At 56.0% G+C, this 20,767-nt stretch carries 21 protein-coding genes; 1 reads left to right on the top strand and 20 read right to left on the bottom strand.

Going from position 1 to position 20,767, the window contains the following annotated elements:
- Positions 1 to 4 precede the first annotated feature (4 nt).
- The 20 genes from ACYVHB_RS17590 to ACYVHB_RS17685 all read right to left on the bottom strand — a co-directional run bounded on the left by ACYVHB_RS17590 (position 5) and on the right by ACYVHB_RS17685 (position 20,293).
- Positions 5 to 979: a hypothetical protein gene (locus tag ACYVHB_RS17590; RefSeq protein ID WP_461053080.1), complete on the bottom strand. Its 975-nt coding sequence runs from the start codon at positions 977 to 979 to the stop codon at positions 5 to 7.
- Between the two features lie 31 nt (positions 980 to 1,010).
- Positions 1,011 to 1,514: a hypothetical protein gene (locus tag ACYVHB_RS17595; RefSeq protein ID WP_461053081.1), complete on the bottom strand. Its 504-nt coding sequence runs from the start codon at positions 1,512 to 1,514 to the stop codon at positions 1,011 to 1,013.
- 55 nt (positions 1,515 to 1,569) lie between these two features.
- Positions 1,570 to 1,872 (bottom strand): PAAR domain-containing protein, encoded by a 303-nt coding sequence (locus tag ACYVHB_RS17600; protein WP_461053082.1) that lies wholly within the window; start codon positions 1,870 to 1,872, stop codon positions 1,570 to 1,572.
- Positions 1,873 to 1,966: 94 nt separating this feature from the next.
- Complete coding sequence (locus ACYVHB_RS17605; protein WP_461053083.1) at positions 1,967 to 3,109, bottom strand: hypothetical protein; 1,143 nt, start codon at positions 3,107 to 3,109, stop codon at positions 1,967 to 1,969.
- Positions 3,110 to 3,132: 23 nt separating this feature from the next.
- The gene (locus tag ACYVHB_RS17610; protein WP_461053084.1) at positions 3,133 to 4,023 is read right to left on the bottom strand and encodes a TssN family type VI secretion system protein; all 891 of its coding nucleotides are present in this window, start codon (positions 4,021 to 4,023) and stop codon (positions 3,133 to 3,135) included.
- A 90-nt stretch (positions 4,024 to 4,113) separates the two neighbouring features.
- Positions 4,114 to 5,076, bottom strand: a complete 963-nt coding sequence (locus ACYVHB_RS17615) for a type VI secretion system baseplate subunit TssG (RefSeq protein WP_461053085.1) — start codon at positions 5,074 to 5,076, stop codon at positions 4,114 to 4,116.
- A gap of 8 nt (positions 5,077 to 5,084) precedes the next feature.
- Entirely contained in the window at positions 5,085 to 6,920 is a 1,836-nt protein-coding gene (locus ACYVHB_RS17620) for a hypothetical protein (RefSeq protein WP_461053086.1), read from the bottom strand.
- 36 nt (positions 6,921 to 6,956) lie between these two features.
- Entirely contained in the window at positions 6,957 to 7,376 is a 420-nt protein-coding gene (locus ACYVHB_RS17625) for a GPW/gp25 family protein (RefSeq protein WP_461053087.1), read from the bottom strand.
- A gap of 4 nt (positions 7,377 to 7,380) precedes the next feature.
- On the bottom strand, positions 7,381 to 9,255 hold the full coding sequence (locus ACYVHB_RS17630) for a phage baseplate assembly protein V (protein WP_461053088.1): 1,875 nt from the start codon (positions 9,253 to 9,255) through the stop codon (positions 7,381 to 7,383).
- A 60-nt stretch (positions 9,256 to 9,315) separates the two neighbouring features.
- On the bottom strand, positions 9,316 to 10,071 hold the full coding sequence (locus tag ACYVHB_RS17635; protein WP_461053089.1) for a hypothetical protein: 756 nt from the start codon (positions 10,069 to 10,071) through the stop codon (positions 9,316 to 9,318).
- Between the two features lie 24 nt (positions 10,072 to 10,095).
- On the bottom strand, positions 10,096 to 10,647 hold the full coding sequence (locus ACYVHB_RS17640; protein WP_461053090.1) for a hypothetical protein: 552 nt from the start codon (positions 10,645 to 10,647) through the stop codon (positions 10,096 to 10,098).
- Positions 10,648 to 10,722: 75 nt separating this feature from the next.
- Complete coding sequence (tssD, locus tag ACYVHB_RS17645; protein ID WP_461053091.1) at positions 10,723 to 11,115, bottom strand: type VI secretion system tube protein TssD; 393 nt, start codon at positions 11,113 to 11,115, stop codon at positions 10,723 to 10,725.
- Positions 11,116 to 11,161: 46 nt separating this feature from the next.
- Positions 11,162 to 12,532, bottom strand: coding sequence for a type VI secretion system contractile sheath protein TssC (locus ACYVHB_RS17650; RefSeq protein WP_461053092.1), 1,371 nt, complete (start codon positions 12,530 to 12,532; stop codon positions 11,162 to 11,164).
- A gap of 41 nt (positions 12,533 to 12,573) precedes the next feature.
- Complete coding sequence (locus ACYVHB_RS17655; protein WP_461053093.1) at positions 12,574 to 13,029, bottom strand: hypothetical protein; 456 nt, start codon at positions 13,027 to 13,029, stop codon at positions 12,574 to 12,576.
- A gap of 65 nt (positions 13,030 to 13,094) precedes the next feature.
- Positions 13,095 to 13,640, bottom strand: coding sequence for a CHAP domain-containing protein (locus tag ACYVHB_RS17660; protein WP_461053094.1), 546 nt, complete (start codon positions 13,638 to 13,640; stop codon positions 13,095 to 13,097).
- 11 nt (positions 13,641 to 13,651) lie between these two features.
- The gene (locus tag ACYVHB_RS17665; protein WP_461053095.1) at positions 13,652 to 16,192 is read right to left on the bottom strand and encodes an ATP-dependent Clp protease ATP-binding subunit; all 2,541 of its coding nucleotides are present in this window, start codon (positions 16,190 to 16,192) and stop codon (positions 13,652 to 13,654) included.
- A 44-nt stretch (positions 16,193 to 16,236) separates the two neighbouring features.
- Entirely contained in the window at positions 16,237 to 16,716 is a 480-nt protein-coding gene (locus tag ACYVHB_RS17670) for a hypothetical protein (RefSeq protein WP_461053096.1), read from the bottom strand.
- Positions 16,717 to 16,790: 74 nt separating this feature from the next.
- On the bottom strand, positions 16,791 to 17,948 hold the full coding sequence (locus tag ACYVHB_RS17675; protein ID WP_461053097.1) for a caspase family protein: 1,158 nt from the start codon (positions 17,946 to 17,948) through the stop codon (positions 16,791 to 16,793).
- A 16-nt stretch (positions 17,949 to 17,964) separates the two neighbouring features.
- Positions 17,965 to 18,759, bottom strand: coding sequence for a hypothetical protein (locus ACYVHB_RS17680; RefSeq protein ID WP_461053098.1), 795 nt, complete (start codon positions 18,757 to 18,759; stop codon positions 17,965 to 17,967).
- A gap of 40 nt (positions 18,760 to 18,799) precedes the next feature.
- Positions 18,800 to 20,293, bottom strand: a complete 1,494-nt coding sequence (locus ACYVHB_RS17685) for a Kelch repeat-containing protein (RefSeq protein ID WP_461053099.1) — start codon at positions 20,291 to 20,293, stop codon at positions 18,800 to 18,802.
- Positions 20,294 to 20,460: 167 nt separating this feature from the next.
- On the opposite strand from ACYVHB_RS17685, the gene ACYVHB_RS17690 reads away from it, so the two are divergent.
- Positions 20,461 to 20,751 (top strand): hypothetical protein, encoded by a 291-nt coding sequence (locus ACYVHB_RS17690; protein ID WP_461053100.1) that lies wholly within the window; start codon positions 20,461 to 20,463, stop codon positions 20,749 to 20,751.
- Positions 20,752 to 20,767: the final 16 nt, after the last annotated feature.

Raw genomic sequence — 20,767 nt, forward strand, 5'->3', positions numbered from 1 at the left:
TCTCTTACTCTTTCTCTTTCTCCAATTCCACGCTGATGGCCTTCTTCAACTGAATCGACAGCGTACTGCCGCCCAACGCCCCAATGTCCAGACCAGCCGTATTGCCCTGCACCACATACGTCAGCAGCCCGTCAGCCACTTCGAATTTATCGGGATGCATTGTCTTATCGACGTAGTTGATGCGCCAGGGGGTACGCTCTGGCACCGACAGACCCACGATTTTATAGCCGGGCGGGGCGGTGTAGAGTTTTCTTCGTTCCGTTATTTTAGCCAGTGTACCGGCGTCGGCTCCGCCCGTCTCGAAATACACGCCCAGCACCACCTGCCGCTCCCGAACGATCATAAACTGCGCCGATATGTTGACTTCAGGACTGCCTTTGCCAAACTCGCCACTGCCCGAAATCAACAGTGGTTTGAACGGCCCCAACAGAGCCGCGTTGATAACGGGTCCGGCGGGGGCAGCGGCTGGTGCCGAACCGGCACCGGGGGGTTTGGACGCTGGTGCCGACGCAATCACTTTCAACTCCGCCCCGGCCGAAGCCAGCGCGGCCAGCAGTTGCGCTTTTCGGGCGTCTAACTGAATCTTCTGCGCGTTCATCAGTTGCAGCCCAGCGTCACCCGCCCGGCGGGCGTTTTCATATTCACCCGCCAGTTGCCGGTAGCTGTTGGTGGTGGCCATAAACAGCGGCTTGGGAAATTGCTGATCCAAGGCGCTGATGCTGGCGTAAAAACTCCGCAGCCAGTTGTCGGTCAGGGGAGCACCCTGCTCAACCGTTGCCAGCATGGCATCGGGGCCTTTCAACTGCCGCCGATACGCAGCCATTTCCTGCATCGTCTGATTCTGCTGCACGTTGGTGAGCCGGGGAATCAGGGACAGCGAGAGCCACCAGCACAGTGCTGTCAGCACCAGCAGTGTGGCGTAAAGGGCCACAAACTGGCCCCATCGGCGGGTTCGTTCGGTTTGGTTGAGGGGTTTCATAGAGAGAATAGTAATACATTATTCATTCCTTTTACGGCTGTTGTGTCGCTTTGATGGCCCGCATACTTTCCAGACTGGACTGTTTCAGCATTAGCTGCGTTTCCAGACTCTGGACATCGGTTTTCAGACTGGCAATCTGGTCGATGAGCTGCTGTTTGGTTTCGGCTTTCGTTTCCCGGTCACTGGCCTGCAACGCCACCGTGCCCAGCAGTTTGCTGTAGTTGCGACCGGTGGTTTGGGACAGTGCCCGAAATACGGTATCGGCTTTGTAACCCGTTTCCATCCGGCCAATGGCTTCCTCCTGCTTAAACCGCAGATCAGAAAACGCACTCGCCTGCTCGACGGGGTCCGTTTTTTTGAATTTGATGTGCAGACTGTCGGCTTGTTGCACATCGCTCAGAAACAGCGTTTCCTGCTCAGCCGATGTTCCAGGTCCGCCCGATGCGCCCTGCCCGTTGAGCGCGTAAATCAACGCACCGATGCCCCCACCAATGGCGAGCGTGACGAGCAGAAATTTGATAAAGGATGCGTTCATTGTTTATGCTTAGTTAAAAACGGTTTGTGGTTGACCCTACCCCAACCCCGTTATATTACCCGCCAATCAGTACCGTCGGCAGACCGACTGTTATTGTGCCGCCGTGGGCTGTCATGTCACCCAGTCGGGCGGCTGGTTTACCCCCAATCAGTACCGTTGTCGAGCCGAGGGCGATGCTGTCGGGCGGGCCGACGCAGACGCACATATCGCCCATGCAGGCGGCTGGCATTCCGCCAATCAGTACCGTAACCCCGCCGGGCGGCATAATTGGCCCGCCAACGTGCGGCACTGGCGGAACACCCGGCGTCACCATCGGGCAAATGTGCATATCCCCTACGCGGGCGGCTGGCTGTCCCATTTTTTATCAGTTGATTAGTCAATGAGTCGGTGAGTCAGTCAGTCAGTAAGTTTTGCGTCAGCTACTCACCAACTGACCAACTCACTGACTGCTTTCACCTCCCCCAAAAGCTTCCCTTATTGCCGTTTTTGGCAACGGGGGTGTCCTGGCGGTCTACGAAAAATTCGTCTTTATCTTTTTCGACGTAGTTCAACTGGCTCAACTTACCGTAGAGCGCAATGATCAGGTCGCACAGACGCACAATGGATGACAGTACCGGCTGGCAGTCGGCGTGGGCATAGTCCATGTCGAGCACTTCCTGCATGGCCGTCTCGAACTGCACGGGGCTGATGCCGCACCAGTTCTTGAAATAATTGAACATGGCCTCTTTCTCACGGTCGGGGGTGCTGCGAATCATCAGGGTAAGTGCCCTGGCAAACCGCATCCCAAATTCAGCGACAAACACCGGCGGCTCATAGCTGCCCCGTATTTGAAAGGCGTCCAGATTGTCGGCAATTGTTCGGATGGTTGCTTCGGCGAGGTAGCCAATGGTAGTGGCCAGCAGGTTCGCCTGACCCGACCGGGCGTTGGTCCGCACCCGCACCACAATGGCTGTGGCGAAACCGGCAATTTCACCCATGCGGCTTCCAATAGCTAAATACTGCTGTTGCATGGCCGGAAAAACGCCCACCATTCGGCAGGGGGGCAGGTAATCGGACGACAGACTGAACAAGCCATTCGCCAGCGTCAGCCGACCCACGGGCAGGTGAAAAGCCGCCGACACCGAACTGGCCAGCACCGCCTGCGGCACGGCCCCCAGCCGATAGTTCGGCGTGGTGAACGGGTATCGCAGCGGCACTTCGTCGGGGTCGGGCTGCCCCCAGGGTTGTGGCTCAAACGGATTCACGTCGACCACGGCGTAGCCCGCCGACTGTCCTAAACGCATCCACTCGTCGCGGGCTGCGCTCAGGGCCAAACGAAGCGGAGGCTGGGCCGCGTCGAGTTCAATGCGTGCACCACCAGGCGTAACGGCCCGGCACACGCTCAGGATCAGTTCCTGCCCATCGCAGGTAAGTACGAGTGGACTGTCTTTGCCGGGTGCGGGTGGCAGCAACCCGTAATTGAGGGGACTGAGCAGCATTCCGCCCACATCACGCGTGGCATCGCGAAAAGCATTATCATTCCCCAGCAAATGCTGACGGGTGATTTTCATGCCATCGGCCCAGTTCACCGGCCAGTGTGTTAATTCGGGCAACATCGTGTAGAGGGGTTGGGGTGGGGTCAATCATTCGTAAAACTTCGGGCAATGATTACGTCGTTAGGTTTTATACCGCTACGGGTTAAGGTCAGGGCGGGGTCCAGAAACTGCTTCGACAGCCCCAAAAACGATTGTTTATAGAAAATCCAGCCCAGCAAACTGCCCTCGTGGTTATGCTCATGGTATAGAATTGGCTGCTCGGGATTTTCCTCAGCGTTATGCGAATAAATCATGTAGTGAAACAGATCGTGCAGGGTCCGGTCGATGGGCGCTTTGACGGTGTACTCGGCTAATTCCGAGACATCCGGGGCTTTTGCCACGCGAAAATTCAGCCGGACTGTATCATTCAGTTCGATGAGCGGCACGGCCCGGTCGACGGGATAAAACCACTTGCGGTAGATCTTGGGCGGAATAACGAGCCAGGCCGTATAGGCGTACCAAAACAACAGCGGTAACAAAAACGGCAGCAGACCCAGAACCAGCGCGGGCAGGAACCGATCAGACCGCTGCAACCCCTGGAACAAACCCGTGAAGGCCCCCGCAATCAGAAAAAGCATGGCCCCCGCCAGTAGCATCTCCGACCAGAACGTTCCCCCGGCTGGATGGCCCCCGACTGGATGGTCCCCGGCTGGATGGCCTTCAGCTATGTACGGAAACAACCGGTGCGACGCCAGTAAGTGTACCACCCCCAGCAACAACGCCAGGGCTTCGAGCCACCAGAACACCGTCACGAGCGACTCCGACCGGGCAAAAGCCGCGCCCACAGCAGCCGCAACGGCGACGGCGCCAAAGGCATAGAGCAATAGCTTTTTGGTGAAAACCGCCTTCGCCGAGTGGCGCACGGTTAGCCCAATCAGGCAGCCAATAGCCATCACGACATATAGCGAAACGACAAGGATAACGTCAGTTTTCATAGAATAAGAGCATTTTTAACCTACTCGGTTGGTACGGACTTAGTCGTCAATCCATTCATGTGGGCCAACAGGCGTTGATGCAACGGCAAATCAGGTCAGCGTGGTAGTGAGACCCAGCCGCCCACTTGTTCCTGCCTTCGACAGACAGAAACCTCCCGTCGTCTCGTCGGTCAGCACATTCATTCGCCAGTCGGCTTCGGCAGGCAACAGGTAATCGGCCAGCATGCTCACGTGCCGCAGACCAGCGCCCCCCGGCAGATAATGGGTCAACTGCGCATCCGTCAGTGGGCCAATCGTCAGCCGAATCAGCCCGCCAAAGTCAACATTGGGGGGTTGCGGCAACACGAAATCCACCCCCAGCCGCCCGCTGCCCAGCTTCACTGGCTGCCAGTGGTCGGCGGAGCTGGGTTGCGCAGTCCCGGCCGTCTGCCGACCGTATCGAACGCCAACCGGCACACCCAGAAACTGGCTGAAGCACTCGGCCGTCCGCTCCCAGTTACCCACCGTTTGCCAGGCTCCCACGATAATGAGGAACAGCGTCAGTTTCTGCGCGGGCGTCAGCATGTCGACCGCCACGTGGGGGGCCATAACCCGAAGTAGTTCAACCAGCAACAGGTCGTCGTCACCTGCGACGGTACGGGTTTCAAATTGGGCAATTTTTGCCTTCTGATGGTTAAACTCGTTATCGAAAGGCAAAAAGAAATGCCGGGACTCCTGTTCCTGCTTTTCTTCTTGCTGCCGGATTTCGGCCCACTCATCCTCGTCTTTGGTTCGTTTTTTGGCCCGGTGAAACAGTCGCTCCGGCAGGGTGTCGTAGAATCCGTCGCGCGGGATACCCACCTGCCAACGCGTTTCGTTGCGGTCGTCAGACCGGTCGGTAATATCCCGAACGTCACGCTCGAAATTGTAAGCCGACGTGCGCTCCGGCCGGATCACCAACTCACTCTTGGTGAGCAGCCCCTCGTCCAGCAGTTCGTTAATGATGTTCTCGAACCGCAGCCGTTTGGTGGCGGTCTGACTCAGCAGCGCATCTAGCTCATCAACTCGTATCATCGTCGCAGTCAGGCAAATAGACCAACCGCAGTGGTTCGGCCCTGTTGGTTGAGTAGTACCCGGTACGGTAATACCGTAAATGACTGTTGTTCAATGAGGTGCTTCAAGCGGTGGCCGTACTCGTCCCACTGGTCGGTAGTTGTAGTTTTGGCCGGGTTGGGCGTCAGCACAATGTCGATAGTCCTGACCAAGCCCTGCGTTTTGGTAGCCCCCGGCGAGACGCCCTTCGTAACGGCAACGGCACTAAGCTTATCGCCGAGTTCGGCAAAGCACACCGCTTTGATATCCTCAACCGTCACCACCCGGCCGCGCGTGAGCAGCGCCTGCCGGAAAGCGGGCAGGTTATCGTCGGGGGCTAACGGATTTTTTCCACCCGTTGTGGTGGTCAGCAGCAACGATTCGTCCTCCACAAAAACCACCTGGGTCCGGTCCTTACTGAGCTTGGTACCGAACGGAATTTTGTTTGCCTGCTCGGCGCGGGTACACCAGAACCGGATCGTCAGCCGACCCGACTTCTCGGGCGATTTCACAGTCAGGAAGCTGCTTTGTTCGCCCCCGGTGCCGACAGCCGCGTTTATTTTCTCCAGTCGTTTTCTGATCTCCTCAACTTCCGTTTCCAGTTCGCTGCGCCCCAAGGCCATAAACATCGCGCTTTCGTCGCGCAGCAGGCTGAGCAGATACGTGATCATGTCGTAGCCGTCGCGCTCGTCGAAACGCGTCATGCCCCCCTGCCGTAGCACGTACTGCTGCTGACTGTCGCGGGTGAGTTGCTGGGCCGGGCCAATGGTGACACCACCCGGTGTCTCTACCCCCGCCATTTCCAGAAACGATTCCTGCGCATCGACCCGGACGGGGAAAACGTTGAACAACGGGCGGAGTTCGTGCGTATCGGTGCAAAGTCGGCGATTGACGACCGGGAAGGCGTTCACCTCGATCTGCGTTCGGTAGGTCGTTTCGGCCGACAGGCTCTCCGGAAATACGACCTTCAGCCACACTAATTCGGGTGTGAAGTGCTTCGCGCCCTCTTCCGGGGTAATCACCTGACTTAGTTCGGCCGGGCACCGGGTTCGGCAGTTGGCCAGTGGCAGGGTTTCGCCCGTTTTTTTCGATACGCTGCTGACCGTCAGAAAATGGCGACCGTAATACCGCTGGACGCGCTGGTGCATCTGTCCCGACATGGACTCGCCATCGGCCAACGGCATTTCGGGCAGGCCGGGCTGGCTGCTCAGTTCCGTACCGTTCAGAAACAGCCGCACGTCGGCTACCTGTTCCAGATGAACCGACCGCTGGGCATCGTTCCGCCAGTCGAAAAACAGGGTCAACTCCTCCAGCGTGGCCACGTCCTCGTCCACGGCCAATCCCAGCCAACACTCGTTGGCGGGCAGGACCTGATTCAGAAACGATTCCTTCACCGACGGCCCGTATTCCCTGATTTTGTTTTGCAGTATGATGGTTTTGATGGCTACGTTGGTGAGCCAAAACGTTCCCGCAGGCGAGAAATGAATGTCCTTACCGCCCACACTGCACGAGAACAAATGCGTGGGCTGAATGGCAAACGACGGGTCGATCACCCGCGTCCGCATAACGGCGTGGGCGGGCTGCGGCCCCGTCATCACGTCGGGCGTGAGCAGTTGAGCGAGCCGCTGCACCACCCGGCTGCGGGAATTTTCGAGTTCGTGGTGCAGCCCTTCCAGCCCGCTGGCAAACGCCCCCAGCAACAGGCCAACGAGCGGGTCGAACCGTTCGATGGCCATATCCGACTCGTCGTAGTTCCAGAGCCGGGCTACTTCCCGAATCATCTCGCTGCGAATGGTTTCGCGGGATCGTTGGCGTTGTGGAGTCATCGTTACGTTTTTAGAGTGGTGTGTTTGGTTTTTTGCTTACGAGTAGCGCACAACGCGGAATTTCATGTCGGGCAACATCTCCCGCGTTTGCACTAATCGGCAGCGCACCATGATCTGCACGTAGCGGCAGATGCGGGGGTTGCGCCCGTCTACTTTCTCTTCCACATCGGCGACTTCCACCGTTACCCGGTCGGGTTCAATGCGCTTGTCGAACTTGCGCAGAAATTCCTCAACCGCCCGTTTGATCTGATCCTTGTTGGGCGTGTCATTTAGCTCGTGAAACTCATAGTTGTGCAGAATACAGCCATACTGCGGGTCGTAGTGGTACTCGTTGGGGCGCGTGGCGAGGTACAGCGCAATGTTCTGCGCCACCGACTCGCTGAGCGGCAGTTTGTCGAGCGGTTCCCGCTTGGTGAGCGCCCCAAACGAAGGCGGTATGGCGTAGTAGTCGGTCATGGTTTTAGTTAATCATCACGGGAAGTCCTTTCAGCGTGGCTGGGCCGCTGCTTTCCAGTTCGAGTTGAGCGGTTGCCTTGACCGAAGCGCTGATGTCGGCCGTGATTTCAATAGTTTTCGCGGATTCTTTCAGGGCAGTCGTGGCGATCAGCGATATTTCCTTACCTGAAGAAAGCCCAATGTCGTCCGTGTCAGTTACCAGATCAATGGCTTTTGTGGCCACCACACCCACGTTTTTCTTTGTCTCGATGCTGACGTTACCACCCGCCGTCATGTTAATCTCGCCACCCGCCTGGAGATTGATGTTGCCATCACTTTTGATTGTGATGTGCGTTCCGTCGAGGGAGAGTTCGATGCTGTTTTTCTTGTCTTTGTTATAAATTTTAATGCTTTCCTTCCCGGCTTCATCATTGATAATGAGGTGATTGCCGCTGCGGGTAACGATTCCCTTGATGTTGTTGTCCTTATTGAACAGTTCGCCGGGCGTTGCTTTCAGGTGATACCACGAACTCGTAACAAACGGAAATTCCGGGCTTCCAAATTCATAATTGATCCAAACGGTTTCGTCCAGTTCAGGAATGAAATAAACGCCCCGATCCTGACCGCTCATGGGGTGCGATACCGCAATCCAGTCCGTAGTGAGGTTGTCGTCATTCTGCCAGTGGAACTGCACCTTCACCCGGCCCAATTTCTGGGGATCATTGATGTCCTTAACAACGGCGAGGTCCGACCGGAGGTCATAGGGCGGAACCTGGTACTCGACGGGGGCCTGGTCGGCTGCTTCCGGAATAGCCTCGAAGCTTGCCTGATACACCCCCCTGGCATCGACGTAGTGCGTCAGGCGCGTGACCACAAACTGCCCGTAGTCGATTGTGTCTAATTTAACAGCGCCCAATTTGGAGTCAGCAACGCTGTAGATGCCTTCTTTTACCTTGATCGTACTGCCTACCCGGAGTTCCATTTCGGGGGTGCGGCCCTGCAAAACGGCCAGTTCGTTGGCTTGTTTAGCTTTGCTGCGTTTGGCCACATCCTGCAGGCTGCTGCTGGTATGCAGGCCCGAATCAACCTGCGTCGGTACGACATTGAACAGCTTTTCAGCCTTGTCCGCAGCTATTTTGGCTAATGTCTGAAGACCCGCTACGGAGCCTGACGATGGGGCTTCAAGCGTCTGATTGTCTAAATAATTATGACTCAGCCAGTTGCCGTTGAGCGGAGTTACCCGCAGGACATACTCCATGTCGAACAGATTAACGCCGAGGTTCAGGGTAACCGGCGAGGACGAAGGGCGGGCCTTTTTCCCGTATATAAACGTCTCGCCATCGTAGAACATCCACTCGCCCCATACCTGCGCACTGCGCTGCATGAACGTGTATTCGTCCTCGGCATACTGCACGGTATAGCCAGAGGGCGTGTTCATCTGGGGATCAATTTTACTGTTCAGCCCAACCGCATCCGTCATTTTGGTGATGATGTCTTTTGGGGTCTTATCGGTAAACGAGCGCCACACCGGTCCGGCACACAGCAGGATGGTGGGGCTGCTCCCCGAAATGATAATCGAAGTGGTATTGGACTGCGCTCTGGATAGTCTTACTGAGGTAACAATGCCCCGAAACACCTGCCCCTGCTGGCTGTTCACCACGCCCCCAATCGACACGCCCTGTTTAAATTTGATGGTCATTGTTTCACCCACGAATTTATCGGCCAGGTCGTTGAGCCGAACCACAGGGGTGCGGCCGGGTAGCATATCGGGCGACAGGCTGATCTCGAACGTATGGTGGCTTTCAAACGGCTGATTCAGGTAGACATTATTGAAACGGGGCAGGGGTATGCCATTTATAATTACTTCAGCCGTAGCGATGAGTTGCGTTGTCGAAGGCATGACGTTGACTGTAAAAGTGGGATAAACTGCTCTGTTGGCGTCCGGGTAAACAGGCCGGTGTCAGGACGAAATAACCGAAATGCTGCCCCCCGGCATGATCAGACCAAGAGCTGCATCATTTATCACGGTAAAGGCAACCGCCTTGTTAGCGCAATCCCAGATGTAGTCGGGTAGATCCTGAAGTGGCATGGTGCTTGGCATGGATGGAAACGGACCAACGAACGCTAAATTCAGGGATGCAGCAGCGACCGCACCGATTCCCGCATTGATAAAAAAAATGTTTGTCCCCCGGTTGAAATCAATCATGTATAAATTGTAGGTATCATTTCCGTTCAGACCGTACAACGTAGCATCGCCACTCGTTGAGGATTGCAGCGCGTCGAGGGACACCGTTTTCAAGTGCTTTTCTATTACTTTTCCGATAATCAGCTTCAGGGTTACCTTGGCAACAACCAACGTTATTCCTTCCAAAGCGGCTTCGGCGGCTGCCTTCAGCAACTTTCCCCCGCTAATGCCAACGGCCACCCCGCGCACCTGTTTGGCTACCGTATTTTTTTCACCCCAGAACTTCCGTTGCTCAACCAGCGGCAGCTTCGAGTACGTATCTTCGTAGAAGGCTTTGTTAGTGAGGGGAAGATGACCGTTTAAGTAACCACTTCCCGGTCCTAATACGCGGGCGATGCGTTCACGGGTAAACTCAAGGGGCGTAAACGGCATCGTGACCGTTCCCCAGGACCAACCAACTCCAAGTATGATGGAGTTTAGAGACGATAAACTTTCGCCCGGCTCAAAGCCTAAAATAATAGGAGATGACATCGTGTGATGATGAGTTTCAGCCCGTCAAGAACCCACTAAAACTGGCAATCCGGTATCGGGCGAAAGCATCAGCACATTACCCTCCCAGTCGCCAAAATCAATGCGTGAACTTCGGGAGTGCGTATACCATTGAATCTGATCAGCCGCCGTTACGTAGGCTCCTGAATGCAACGCTATCTCGCCCATAAGCCGTCTTCCATCCGCAAACAGGTCCAAATGCGCTCCGCTGCTGTCGGCAGCCGCGCAGGCATGAACGACAATTTTTGAGACCGTATTTTTCAGGATACGCATCTTGCTGGTCGTCTCAAATGTGAGGCTTTCACGCCCTAACTCCAGACCCAGCCCGCCAAATGAAACACTCATCTGACGCACGGTATCGTCAGCCCCACCAACATAACCATGGCAATAAATATGAAGCACATCAATGCCTCCCTGTTCAAGTGCGTCGTTCTTAATATGATTCAGCGTCCAGTTCAGCGACACATTACCATTGGTTCTGTAAAGCCGGTAGCCCTGTCTCGATCCCGGCGCTCTGCCCGCTAATCGCATGTCATGAAGAATGGCGTGTGGTATCATTGTGTGGATGATTATAAAATCTTCCCGAAAAAGTTTATGGCTTTCCGGGAAGATTTTGATAGACCTCTCTTTCGTTTACTCCCGCTGCAGCTTCAGTTTCTGGCCGTTCACGTCTAAGTCGCGGGAGCAGATGGTGAAACTCTGGGTGCCCGTGCCCGCCCCCGACAGGCTGAACGACTCGCTGAAGTTAATGATGGCGGAGTGCTCAAACTTGATGGTACGCAGTTCCTCGCCCTTCTGGTTCTTCATCTCGATGCTGCCGCTGATGTCGTCCTTATGCGGCAACACCATCAGTTCAATGATCTTGGCGTCAGCGTTGCGGGTTTCAATCGAGACGTCGATGTTGCCGCCGAACACTTCGGAAGTCGTTTCATTAGTGTGGGGATTTACGTGCTGGTGAAAGCTGTAGGAGCAGGAGAGAATCTCGAATTCTTTGCTGTCAATTTTCAAAGTTGCCTTGTGTGCCATTGTCTTGGTTGGTTATTGGTTTGTAGGTGATAAAAATTGGGTTGGATTATTGTTTGAGGTCCGAGTCCCACTGGCCTTTGGTGCCCGTCAGGTTGATCTCGAACACTTTGGCCGGGAAGAACGGCTTGAGCTTCACGTTCACAATCACGTGCGTCGGCTTGTCGGGGTGGCGCCGGATGTCGAGGTTGCTGAAATCCTCAATGATCTTGCCCGGCCCGCGAATCTGGCTCAGGAAACCGGCCACCTGCCCTTTGATTTCCTCGATCATTTTGTTGTCGATGTTCTCGAACGTCCGGCGGTTCAGGAAATCCTGGAACACCTTGCCGATCCAGTCGAAAACCCGCACGACGCTGTACGTTTGTAAACCCACGTTATCGCCGTTGAAGAGCGTTTTAGCCGAGAATGGAATCACGCGGCCGTACTCGTAGACCATCGGAATAAGGCCTTTGTCTTCGAGTTGGGCAATCTCGCCCTTGCGCATACTGAACCGCACGCCACTGGCCATTTTCAGCTTGCCGTGCTGCACCCCTGCCGACGGCTGGGCAATGTGACCGCCCCACAGCATCCCGGCCAGCGCCATAGCGGGCGACACGTAGAGGTGCTCTTCCTGCCCCAGTTCGGTATAGGCTTCGCGGCCCACGATCCAGTTGCAGGGCATCATCACGTTGGCTTTGTGGGGGTCGGCTCCCGCGAGTTTGTCGCGCTCGAAGGTGGCCTCCACGCTGTCGGGGTCGTCGAGGTGGCGGTAGTCGGTCAGCAACATCACCTTGTTCTGGTGCGCCAGCATGGCCCACTTGTCCACGATGGTGTTTTTCTTGAGCCAGCCCGGCAGCACCAGCAGTGAGTAGTTCTGCGAGAGGTCCATTTTGTCGTAGCCGTCGCGGAGTTCTTTGGCAATTTGCTCGTAGATACCCGTTGGGTTGCTAAACCCGTCGGCGTCGGTGGTCATGTCGCTGCCCGCGTCGAAGAGCACTAAGTTCTTGACCTTTTCGGCTTCGGTATTCTCAAAAAACAGCGACAGCGAGCGATACGACGCTTCGAGTTCTTCGGTTTGCGTCAGCGCACTGGCTAAGTTCTTCCTGAGCGTCTGGCTGGCCGAAGCGGCTTTCTGTTCGGCCTCGGCAATCATGTCGGCTACGTTGTCGTGGGCGGCCAATAGCTGAGCGAAATCCTGCAACCGCTTTTTGAGTTTTTTTCGATCCGCTTTGTTGTCTTCTTCTGTCAGAAAAATGCTCTTGCGGGCTTTCTTGGACGGGTCCATGTTTTCGGTGCCGTCGACCACGGTTTTGATAAAGTCAAAGCCGCCGTATTTGGTCAGTTGCTGGACGCTCTCGGCCAGTGTCCGGGTGGGGCGTTGCTCCACCACGCGCTCCCTGACGAGGGGTGCGCCCGCCAGATTCTGTTCTTCCTGTGCCATCGGTATGCTGCGTTTGGGTTGGGTGAGTGGGAAAATCGGGGTTAGTTAGCGTCGGCGTCGTCGAGTTCGGTGGCCATTACGTTAAGCGCGTCGATAAAGGCTTGCTTGGCCTGCGGGTCGGCCAGCAGTTTCTGGAACGCTTTGTTCGACATCAGCCGCTTAATCAGGCTCTGGTAGTTGTCTTCCTGCGATTGAAGGGCCTGCAAAAACGCGCTCTGGTCAATGATGCCCTGCTTGCTGAAGGCCGTCAGGTTCTGAAAAAACAGCGTTTCGGCCACCTCCTCACCGTCTTCGGTTTCGTGCGTAACATCCACCTGCGGCTGGAACGTATCAAAGGCTTCCTGCAATTTCTGCACCCCTTCCACGGGGGCCTGACTCATTGAGTCGGCGGTGAATTTGCCGACCATTGCCGTTTTGTTTTCCTGGAGGAACTTGACGGCCTCGCTGGTTTCTTCGGGGATAATGACGCCCCCGATCTGGGGTTTATTGACTGCCATGAGTTAAGAGTGATTTATTGGGTGTACTGAGTAGATTATGCGTCAGCAGCCGACGTGGTACAGCTTTATGGTTTGGGAATGGGCCGATAAAACTTCCACTTTCCGGTGATAGTAACACCGGGGGCGTGTTTGCTGAAGTAGAGGGTATTTTCCTCAACGGGTCCACCTTCAATATTCTGTTCGTAAACGGTTACCTGTCCCTTCTCCCCCACGGAGGATACGATAGCGGTATGTCTTGGTTCGGCCGAACCTCCCCGCTCTCCCGATTCATCGTAGTCTTCGGTGTGCCGGGTAAACTTGTACATGTGAAACTGAATAATATCGCCGGGCTGAAGTTGGGCCAGTCCTACTTCTCGGCCCCATATATAATCAGCTTTTGAATTGACACCTTTAGCGCCCATGATATCATTCGACGTCTTGGCGTTGGCATACTCAAGGGCCGTTTCGGCTAATGTCCAGCATTGACCATCGCCAATCCGCTGCCCCATTTGTCTGGCTGCCCACGATATAATTACTTGATTAACGGCCATTCCTATAGTGTTTAAATGAGTTGGTTTTCCAGTTGGTCTGTTTGGATTATTTCTTTGTCGAGATTCAACCTGTTTCGGCAACCATCGACTGATTAAACGGTCAGTTGAACCGGCTCAAACGTCAGTTCACCGGCTTCGTTCGTGCTCAGCTTTAACAGGCTGCCTTTGCCAATTTCGCCCGACACAATAAGGCGCGACAGCGGGCGACGCAGGCGGTTTCGGATCACGCCCCGCAGCGGGCGGGCACCGTATTTGGGCGTGTAACCTTCCAGCGCAAGCTGCCGCCGGGTCGCGTCGTCAATGGTGACGGTGATGCCCTGTTTGTCGAGCGTTTTGAGCAGAGAGGCCAGTTGAATGTTGAAAATTTGGACGATGGCACTTTCAGAGATGGGCTGAAACGGCACGATTTCGGTGAGCCGCCCCAAAAATTCGGGCCGGAAGAAACGCCCCATGATCTCCAACAACTCGTTCGACGCGGCTATTTCGCCCTTCGCGGCTTTCTCCACCACGTAATCGGAGCCGATGTTAGACGTGAACAGAATAATCGAATTGGAGAAATCACCCTCGCGACCGAGCCGGTCGTGGAGCAGGCCCTCGTCTAAGATTTGCAGGAAAATGTCGAACACGGACGGGTGCGCTTTTTCGATCTCATCGAACAGCACCACCGCAAACGGCTGCTGCCGGATTTTGGTGACCAGCAAACCGCCTTCTTCGTAGCCGACGTAGCCTGGAGGTGCGCCGTAGAGCAGCGCGGCCGAGTGTTCTTCTTTGAACTCCGACATGTCGAAGCGGATTAAGGCACGCTCATCGTTGAACAGAAAATCGGCCATCGACTTGGCTAATTCGGTTTTGCCCGTGCCGGTGGGACCGGAGAAGAAAAACGAACCGATGGGCTGACCAGGGCGACTTAGGCCCGAGCGGTTTTCCAGAATAGCATCGGCAATAATCTTCACGGCGTGGTCCTGCCCTACCACGCGCTGCTTGAGGTGCTCGTCCAACGCCAGCAGTTTGTCGCGCTCTTTGGACTGGATCTTACCGAGCGGAATACCCGTCCGGTTAGCGACCACGGCCGCTACTTCGGCCGGTTCGACCTTGTCGCGAACCTGCTGGCCAAGCACTTCGAGTTTGGTGAGCACCCCGGCTAAATGATCGGCTAAGGCGTCGGGTAGTTCAAACGAATCCGTTTCTAAATCGGTCTCTAACTGACCCAACAGGACTGGACTCAGGCAGTTCTTCATTTGCCGCTCAAACCAGCGAACGTCAGGCATATACGTCAGGGGGTCGCCAGCGGCTGACTTCTCCTGAATGGTTCTCAGTTCAGTCCGCAGCCGTTCGATTTCAGGCTGAGTGGTTTCGGCAGCCATTTTCATGGCTGCCATGGTACGGTCGATCAGGTCGATGGCAGCGTCGGGCAGTCGGCGGTCTTTGAGGTAGCGCTTCGCCAGCCGGACGGTTTCGGCCACTGTGGTATCGGACACGCCAATCTGATGGTGCTTCTCAAACAGCGGCAGCAGCGTCCGTACCATCCGGGTAGCGGTCTGCTCGTCGGGTTCGTCGACGCTTAGTACCTCAAACCGACGCGCAAAGGCTTCGTCCTTTTCTAAGTACTTGCGGTATTCGTCGTTGGTCGTTGCGCCAATTACCGTCAGTTCGCCACGAGCCAGTTCGGGTTTGAGTAGGTTCACCAAGCCAGCGGCTCCGCCTTGTGGGTCCATCAGCACGTGAATTTCGTCGATGAACAGCAGCGCCCGGTCCACCTGTTTGAGGTCGGCCAGAATCCCCTTCATCCGGTCTTCGATTTCACCTTTGTACGACGCGCCCGCAATCAGCCCGCCCATGTCCAACTGAAACAACTGGGCATTTTTGAGGTGGGGCGGCACGTTTCCAGCTACAATCTGCTGCGCCAGCCCTTCGACCAGGGCTGTTTTGCCAACGCCCGGCTCACCGGTGATGATGACGTTCGGTTTCAGCCGCCGACCCAGAATTTCGATCATCTGGCGGGTTTCGCGGTCGCGGCCCACAATGGGATCCAGCTTGCCATCGCGGGCGGATGCCGTGCGGTCGACGCAGAACTTATAAAGCGTTTTGCCACCCGACGCGGTCTCGCCCGAAGTTGCTGAACCAGTACCGTTCTGGCCCGCCCGACCGTTACCCACGCTGCTACCGCCCCCCGACTGTCCGCTGATGGCCTGCTGAAGTCCCGCGTTCATCAGGGCTTTTTCGAGCAGTTGCCCTTCGGTGAGCGGGAATGATTTGAGCTGATCGCGGTTGAAGGCGACGTCGGGTTTGCACATGGCCGTCAGCACGGCCACCGGCGTCAGTTCCGATTCGCCGAGTTTCATCCGCACCACGTCCGCCACTTCCATGAGCGCCCGCACCTGCTTGTCGGCCGTGGGCTCCTCGGTCGGGCGGGCCGACTTGGGGTAACTTTCCACGCGGATGTCGGCCCAGTCGCGCAGGTATGGCACGTCGACGTTCCAAACGGTCAGTTGCGAGGCCAGCCCTACATCGTTGTGGAGCAGACCGGTGAGCAAATGCCCCGGCGAAAACGTCAAGTGCTGGTGCTCCCGCGCAATGGCCTGGGCAATGCTGACCGCCCGGCGGAGTTCTTCGGTGTACGCTAATGTCAACATGGTAGGTATTGAATTTATCCCGTTAACTACTTGACCAACTGGCGTTACTGCTTATTATAGGTTAGCCAGCGAAGGCTGATATTATAGTCATAAGTGACCACCTGAAAGGCCCCATACCGCCCTTCACTCGTCTTGTAGGCGACAATGGTTCCTGGGGGAATGCGGTTGGCTCTCGTGTTGCTGGCATTTATTTTATCGTTGGCGTAGGGCAGACCGACCAGCGCACGATAGGTCATATCAGACAGATTCGTCCGGTTGGTAACATTAAACACAGCTCCGTTGGCCGGTGATACGTACCGTTCAATAGCGGTTGCCTGTTCCCAATGAAAATCGCTTCCCGCCAAGCTTGTCTCCTTTCCCTGATCGAGATCGCAGTAGAACGTTCCCCGAACGATTAGCTGCCCCTGTGTATGAATAATTGGCGTTCGGTCCGGTTCTATTTGTTTCGGCTTAACGCTCCACTTCGAACAGCTTAGCAGCGTAGAGCCACAAAATGTCAGTAAAAACAAGCAGGCAAGTTTCATCTGTACAGTTCTTTTAGTGGCAGGCCTTCTATTCGGCTCTGCTCATTGACCACCACGAGCATTCACGGGCGAGGTTATTTCTTCAGAAAATAGATTTCATCGACCAGCGAGCTGGACTCCCAGGGTTGCTGACGACCGTTGCTTTGCCGCATCACTTCGGTGCGTACCTGCTTGAAGGCCCGCTCAATGGGCATGTTAGGCACCTTCAGCGTCTTGAGTAGGGCCGCCGTATACAGCCCGTTGCGGCCCGTGCCGTCGGCGGCCGTTTTGCCCGGTGCCGTGGCGTAGGCGATGATGGTGCCGGTGGGCGCGTTCATCTGAGTAAGTCCGCCGTCGCCCCCACCCCGGCTCATGCTCCGCTCAAACGGATTGTTACGGCAGGCATCGAGCACGATGATATTGGTGGTGCGGGCATCTTCCATCTTGCTCACGATGCGGTCGGCCGGTTCGCAGTCGAACTCAATGTCGCCCGCCGTCTGGGGGCTGGCGTCGATGGGAACGAGGTAGTTCTGCCCGCCAATGGCAATGCCGTGTCCGGCGTAGAAGAACAGACCAATCTGGTAGCCTTTAAGCCGAAAGCCAAAATCCTCAATGGCTTTGCGAAGCTTCTTTTTATCCAGATCGGTGAAGAGCATGACCTCGAAGCCCAGGTCGGTGAGGGTGGCGGCCATATCTTTGGCATCGTTAACGGGGTTATCCAAGCGGCTGGTGCTGGGGTAGGCCGAGTTACCGATTACGAGAGCCAGCCGTTTTTCGGTGGGCAAAACCGCCACAACTGGTTTTTTGTAACTAACCACCAGCGGAGCCGCCACCTCACCCCCGCCGGTCAGGTAAGCCACCAACCGCAGTTGGTTTTCGCCTTCGGTGAGCTGAACGGTTTGGCTGAACGGTTTGGGGCAGTCCTGGTCCCGTTCTACTTTCAGGTCGCGGGCCGTCGGCACCATTTTTCCGTTCAGTGATAATACGTATCGGCTCACGGGTTTGGCCGCCGTAACGCAGGCTTTGACCGTGAAGGCGGGCGTCCCAACAGTCATGTTAGTTTCTAATCCGTCGGCCCACTCAATGCGCGACGCCACAACGGGCGGAGTTGGAGCCTCTACAAAACCGGTTGTGTTGAGTCGGGTTGGGGCGCTTTTGAACGTAGCAACGACGGTAGAAACGGCCGGTTTAGGCTGCGCCAACATCGGAAAGGCGAACAGATAGCTGCCCATAAAAAACAGGATCGGTTTCATAGAAGTCAGAAGTGGATTAGAAGCGTCGGCTGAGGCCAATGCTGGTCAGTTGATTACCCGGCTGAATTAGCAGCGACGTGCGGGCGGGGGTCTTTTTGCGGGTAACGGTGAAGATCACATTGGCAATGACAACGGCCGCAGCGGCTCCGGCCACGATGGTGAATGTGCCCTTGCGGGAGTCGATGCTATTTTTTTGGTCCTTGTAGTGCTGTAGATCGGCCTCGTCGTCGGCATACGGCTTGCTGTTATAGGCATCGACATCTTTGTTAAGTCCCAGCGCCAGCACCGTGGCGTAGCCCGTCAGGCCAGCCGCGGCAACCCAGCCGATGATGGGCAGGGGCGATTTTTTGCGAACCACCGTCTCCGGCGACTTCACCGCCACAACCGCATCGGCCGATTTGCGCTCAACAGCGGTCACGGTTGGTCTACTGCCGGGGGGCACAGCCGCTACCGCAGCCGGACTGGCAACCGTAACCATCCGCGCCACCCGCAGCAGCACCGTCACGTCTTCATCGAGCCGGACATTGTCACGGACGACATCCCAGGCCACTAATTTTTTAGGTCCGGCTTTAATGGCTTTCCCCACATCACCCCGAACGCTGAGGGGGCGCAGAATCCGCCCTGAGGCTGTTTCGAGCTCAATATAAATGGAGTCACCGGGCAGGGTCTGTGGCAGTTCGTACTCGATGATTACTTTTCGCACGGTCGGGTCGGTGCGCAGCCGTACGTTGGCGGCTGTCGTTTGCGCCCAACCCGCATGGCCCACCAGCACACTTAGGAGCGCCAGAAAGAGGGAGGAATAGTTTCGCATGGCTACTTGATTGACGGCTATAGAGTTGATGTAAATAGGGTTAAGGGGTGAACTCCCACCAGTCGGCATTGCGGAGTCCGTAATACGCTTTGTTGCCCACCCCGATGCCAATACCGGTCGTTCCCCGGCGCGACGAGCCAATGCCGGTTTTCAGCGTGGTTGCCTGTGGCGTAAAATCGCCGGAGGTTAGGTTCATGATAAAAACATTGCCATCGTTGCAATCGGTGATGTACGCTTTCGACCCGACGACGAAGGCAAAACCCGCCATTCGCCCACCCGTCGCATTGGGGTCGGAGCAGTCGCTGAATGACGTGGGCAGGAGGGCAATTTTCTTTGTTTCTTTCGTCTCGACATTGTATCCCCAGATCTGGCGGCTGACGAAATACCGGGCGTAGGGCAGGCTGGCACCCGTTGCATTGTAAGAACTGGCGGCTAAGCCACCCCCAAAAAACACCCATTTCTCATACTGGAACGAGAACGCTGCGGAACGGGCGGCTGCGTAAATGACCTCATTAGGGTACTTCTGTTCGTTCAGGGGAAAGCTCACAGTCCAGGTATTGGTGGCCGGTTCAAAGGCGTAAAGGGAGTTATAGATGTTGACCAGCTTGGGATCATCGTTAAACGTGCCCCGACCAAATAAGGCCCAGACCCGGTTGTTATGGACGAACGGAATAGCGCCCGCCTGTTTGTTGTACTGCCCCTGCCCGCCCGCAGCCGTGGGCGGTGGAACGGCCACTTGCCGCCACGAGTCAGCCGCCGGGTCATACTCCCACGCATCGGGCGTGTAGCCCCCGCCCAGTGCCGTCCCAAACATGATGTAGGCTTTGTTGTTGAGCACCGCTACCGTCGGCTCCGACCGGGCTGTGCCGCCAAAATCCTTCTTTTTGGTCCATATATTGGTTTGCGGGTCGTATTCGTACAACTGCTTAAAGTAATAGTAACCCGCCTGGGGCGACTCCTGATCGGCCCCACCTACGTAGACTTTACCGTCGATGGTGAACAAGGGATTGTAAGCATAAGCCCGTTGGGTAGGTAGATTGGCTAATTGGCGCCAGTTGGCATTGGTAGCCGGGTACTTGGTTTTGAACCCAACGGCCGCGTTGCAGAACGTCGTTTTCCCCGCCCCGTCTTTAACGTACGGAACGGCGTAATAAAGCGAGTTTTCGTTTAGCCCCGTCAGCTCGAAATCAACGGTACCGGTGCCCGGAAAGGCCGCTGTTACCGGCTTACGCAGGGGAGCCGATGTACCGGCAATGACGGCGTTGATATCGCTGGGATTCGTTGTTAGAACGGCCCCGTATTCAACAACGCCCTGAGGTTTTTCCACCTTAAAGCTAATGGTAGCCGTCGTGTGTCCCAATGCGGTTGGCTTCGCTGAATTCAGGGTAACGGCACCGTTTGAATTCGGTACCGGCGTAGGCGTCGGAGTGGGGGTCGTCCCACCAGGCTTAATTTCTTTATCAGCAACGTTCCAGGTGGAACAACTTCCAACGAACAGAGCGACCCAAAGCAGGGCATAGAGTGAAAACCGCATAGGGGTAACTGGATAGGTTTTGGGGTCAGAACAGAATAGTTTGTATAAAATATCAGGCAATGAATTCACAAACAACTCATACACGGCGCGTCAGCGCAGCTTGACCGGTTCAAGTAAGCCACGGATCGACCCGGATCGACTTTTGCCTGAGTATCCGGTAAGTTCTTTTGAGTAATCGGTCGTTTGAGTGCTACAGCGCCTTGCGGCCCGAAGACCGTTGCGGGTCAATGGGCGGGGGCGATACCCCGCAGGTGCCTGCCGATGCGCTGCTTGTGGGGTTAGTCGGGGTTTCTTCAGCGCCGGGAAACAACGACGTCATTCGTCAGGCAGATACCCGTTTAAACGGCGTCGTTGCCACGATGATCCTTAACCCGGCGTACTGGCAGTTACAGCCTGCCCTGGTAACCGCCAACCATCGTCGCAGGCGCTCCATTGCCGACGGGCGCTGCTTTCAGTAACATAATCCTCTTCCAG

It is taken from the genome of Spirosoma arcticum, from assembly GCF_054779955.1.

Bases quoted from the DNA above. Each gene is read 5' to 3' on its own strand.
- ACYVHB_RS17650 (WP_461053092.1), bottom strand. From the start codon at position 12,532: ATGGCACAGGAAGAACAGAATCTGGCGGGCGCACCCCTCGTCAGGGAG.
- ACYVHB_RS17590 (WP_461053080.1), bottom strand. From the start codon at position 979: ATGAAACCCCTCAACCAAACCGAACGAACCCGCCGATGGGGCCAGTTT.
- ACYVHB_RS17665 (WP_461053095.1), bottom strand. From the start codon at position 16,192: ATGTTGACATTAGCGTACACCGAAGAACTCCGCCGGGCGGTCAGCATT.
- ACYVHB_RS17620 (WP_461053086.1), bottom strand. From the start codon at position 6,920: ATGACTCCACAACGCCAACGATCCCGCGAAACCATTCGCAGCGAGATG.
- ACYVHB_RS17610 (WP_461053084.1), bottom strand. From the start codon at position 4,023: ATGAAAACTGACGTTATCCTTGTCGTTTCGCTATATGTCGTGATGGCT.
- ACYVHB_RS17680 (WP_461053098.1), bottom strand. From the start codon at position 18,759: ATGCGAAACTATTCCTCCCTCTTTCTGGCGCTCCTAAGTGTGCTGGTG.
- tssD (WP_461053091.1), bottom strand. From the start codon at position 11,115: ATGGCACACAAGGCAACTTTGAAAATTGACAGCAAAGAATTCGAGATT.
- ACYVHB_RS17655 (WP_461053093.1), bottom strand. From the start codon at position 13,029: ATGGCAGTCAATAAACCCCAGATCGGGGGCGTCATTATCCCCGAAGAA.
- ACYVHB_RS17685 (WP_461053099.1), bottom strand. From the start codon at position 20,293: ATGCGGTTTTCACTCTATGCCCTGCTTTGGGTCGCTCTGTTCGTTGGA.
- ACYVHB_RS17595 (WP_461053081.1), bottom strand. From the start codon at position 1,514: ATGAACGCATCCTTTATCAAATTTCTGCTCGTCACGCTCGCCATTGGT.
- ACYVHB_RS17635 (WP_461053089.1), bottom strand. From the start codon at position 10,071: ATGTCATCTCCTATTATTTTAGGCTTTGAGCCGGGCGAAAGTTTATCG.
- ACYVHB_RS17615 (WP_461053085.1), bottom strand. From the start codon at position 5,076: ATGATACGAGTTGATGAGCTAGATGCGCTGCTGAGTCAGACCGCCACC.
- ACYVHB_RS17675 (WP_461053097.1), bottom strand. From the start codon at position 17,948: ATGAAACCGATCCTGTTTTTTATGGGCAGCTATCTGTTCGCCTTTCCG.
- ACYVHB_RS17600 (WP_461053082.1), bottom strand. From the start codon at position 1,872: ATGGGACAGCCAGCCGCCCGCGTAGGGGATATGCACATTTGCCCGATG.
- ACYVHB_RS17625 (WP_461053087.1), bottom strand. From the start codon at position 7,376: ATGACCGACTACTACGCCATACCGCCTTCGTTTGGGGCGCTCACCAAG.
- ACYVHB_RS17670 (WP_461053096.1), bottom strand. From the start codon at position 16,716: ATGAAACTTGCCTGCTTGTTTTTACTGACATTTTGTGGCTCTACGCTG.
- ACYVHB_RS17640 (WP_461053090.1), bottom strand. From the start codon at position 10,647: ATGATACCACACGCCATTCTTCATGACATGCGATTAGCGGGCAGAGCG.
- ACYVHB_RS17630 (WP_461053088.1), bottom strand. From the start codon at position 9,255: ATGCCTTCGACAACGCAACTCATCGCTACGGCTGAAGTAATTATAAAT.
- ACYVHB_RS17605 (WP_461053083.1), bottom strand. From the start codon at position 3,109: ATGTTGCCCGAATTAACACACTGGCCGGTGAACTGGGCCGATGGCATG.